This window comes from Vibrio sp. 2134-1 (genome assembly GCF_033339495.1).
This window is the reverse complement of sequence record NZ_JAWOUS010000063.1, coordinates 1-2,608: the sequence shown is the minus strand read 5'-3', so window position 1 is coordinate 2,608 and position 2,608 is coordinate 1. Positions and strand designations below refer to the sequence as shown.

Genomic DNA, 2,608 nt, shown 5'->3' with positions numbered 1-2,608 from the left:
TTTAAAATACAAAACGCCCGATGAAGTACATCGAGCGTTTTAGTTAAAAAGTGTCAACCCATATCAGGACGGGTCATTCTTGTTCGACAGAATTCGAAGCAATGTTTATTCAGAGATCAACTTTGGCCGAGAAACACAATCAAAGTCATCGTCATTGAGCATCAACAGTTCATCGACCATTGCTTTGTTTCGTGACTGCTTGCCGACAAAAGCCACATAACTGTCTACCGATGAGAGACGCTCGATAATAAATTTTGGCAGCGTCTGATTAAACTCGAGTGTCGAGAACACCTTACCTTTGCAGGTTTCAAACGATTGACCATTCCAATAACCTTGAATAAGGCTCTGATTGTTACGAGACTGCGCCTTAACCGATGCCACTACGTCATTCGCTTCTGCTTTGTAGCGCTCTAATTGGTCATGCTGGAGTGGTAAGACTTTAAGGTTAACACGATATTGTTGGTAAACCGCTTCGCCATCTTTATTGAAACGGATGTGGATTTGAAAAGGCACCAACTCTTGTTTGGTATCAACTTGCTCGCCTTTTCGAATCAACTCTCGCAACTCACCTTCATCCCAGCGATAATCACTCTTGAACCAACCATTGTCCCCCATAGTCACATAATCAGCCGCCGTACTCACACGAGTGAGTTTCTCTGTCATCCAGTACAAGCTGCTAGCATCTCCCGCAACTTTACCACCAGAAAAATGCGTGAATTGTTCTAAATTAGGAGTTTCAACCGATGAACAGCCAAAAAGGGTAAGGCTAGATAGGAGAAGTGAAGTGAGTAGATGTTTTTTCATGAAATTGCACCGAGGCAGGATACCTCGGTGCATTCTAACTTAGTTTACTGATTCTTTCAGCGCTTTACCTGCTACGAATGCTGGTACGTTAGCTGCTGCGATTTGAATCTCGTCACCAGTCTTAGGGTTACGACCAGTACGTGCAGCGCGGTGGTTTACTTTGAATGTACCAAAACCAATTAGTTGAACTTGGTCACCCTCTTTAAGTGCGCCAGTTACACCATCAAGAGTCGCTTCAAGAGCAGCTTTTGCTTGTGCTTTTGATAGGTCTGCTTTCTCTGCGATAAAGTCGATTAATTGGGTCTTGTTCATTAGGTTTCCCTTCTCATAGGTTATCGAATTCGTCTCACTCTAAAACATAAATGCCCCATCTGGCAAAGGTTTGTAAGCGATCTTTCGATTTTCTGACGTACTTTTAGCCATAATATGAGTAATAACTCACAATTTGTTACCACATACCCCCTGAAAACCCTTGCTTTCCAAGGTATTTGGACCAATTTATAAGTCACTTTTGCGGTTATAATAGCTGCAAATAACCACTATCAAACTACATTCAAGGGCAACTATGCTGCTGTTATCCATTTATATCTCTATTGCAATCGGCATTTCGTTTATCTGTTCGGTGCTGGAGGCGGTACTGCTGAGTATCAGTCCGAGCTACATTGCGCAGCTCAATCAACAGGGGCATCCCGCAGCTGGGCAATTGGCTAAGCTGAAATCAGATATCGACCGACCACTGGCATCTATTCTGACTTTAAACACCATCGCTCACACGATCGGCGCGGCCACTGCTGGTGCACAAGCTGCGGTTGTATTTGGTAGCGAAGCATTAGGTATCTTTTCGGCAGTGCTGACATTGGCGATCTTAGTGCTTTCAGAAATCGTACCGAAGACGATTGGCGCGACCTACTGGCGTCAGTTGGCACCCACTGCCGCGGTCGCATTGCGTTGGATGGTATGGGCGCTTACACCCTTTGTTTGGTTCTCAGAGCAAATCACCAAGCGTCTTGCTCGTAACCACGAAGCTCCAAAGATGCGTGATGAGCTGTCTGCAATGGCGATTCTGGCACGTGAAAGCGGTGAATTTGCCGAGGGTGAATCAAAAATCTTAAGCAACTTGCTTGGCATCCAAGATGTACCCGTAACGCAGGTTATGACGCCACGACCAGTAGTATTCCGTGTCGATGCCACAATGACCATCAATGAGTTCCTAGAAAAACACAAAGATACGCCTTTCTCACGCCCATTGGTTTACAGCGAGCAGAAAGATAACATCATTGGTTTTGTGCATCGCCTTGAGTTGTTCAAACTACAACAATCAGGTTGTGGACAGAAACAGTTGGGAGCAATCATGCGCCCAATTCAAGTGGTGCTAAACAATACCACTTTACCTAAAGTATTCGACCAGATGATGACTCATCGCTTACAGCTGGCACTTGTTGTTGATGAATACGGTACCGTGCTAGGTTTGGTAACGTTGGAAGATATTTTTGAACACCTCGTAGGCGAGGAGATCATCGACGAAGCAGATAAAAGCACTGACATGCAGGAGCTGGCTTACCAACGCTGGGAAAGCTGGAAAGAAATGCACGGCGTAATCGAAAGCCGCGATGACGATGAAGAAGACAATGAGTCGGAGAAGCAGGATAAAGAGCCAGAAGCTCAAGAGCCACCGAAACCCGACTCGAAAGAATCGTAATCAGCATTAGGTATAACAGCTTAAACGCACAAGTAAATTACCACCTTCTAAAGAAGGTGGCTTTGTGTGAGCCCCCTAAAAGGGGGCCTTTGTTTAGTCCAGCGC

The 2,608-nt window shown here is 45.2% G+C and carries 3 protein-coding genes; 1 reads left to right on the top strand and 2 read right to left on the bottom strand.

The window, feature by feature from the left end:
• Nucleotides 1-105: 105 nt before the first annotated feature.
• Complete coding sequence (locus R7R78_RS23775) at nt 106-804, bottom strand: DUF1481 domain-containing protein (RefSeq protein ID WP_213872162.1); 699 nt, start codon at nt 802-804, stop codon at nt 106-108.
• A gap of 39 nt (nt 805-843) precedes the next feature.
• On the bottom strand, nt 844-1,116 hold the full coding sequence (hupA, locus tag R7R78_RS23770) for a nucleoid-associated protein HU-alpha (protein WP_005382524.1): 273 nt from the start codon (nt 1,114-1,116) through the stop codon (nt 844-846).
• 253 nt (nt 1,117-1,369) lie between these two features.
• Here hupA and R7R78_RS23765 point away from each other — a divergent pair, with 253 nt between their 5' ends.
• The gene (locus tag R7R78_RS23765; protein WP_213894437.1) at nt 1,370-2,503 is read left to right on the top strand and encodes a hemolysin family protein; all 1,134 of its coding nucleotides are present in this window, start codon (nt 1,370-1,372) and stop codon (nt 2,501-2,503) included.
• Nucleotides 2,504-2,608 lie beyond the last annotated feature (105 nt).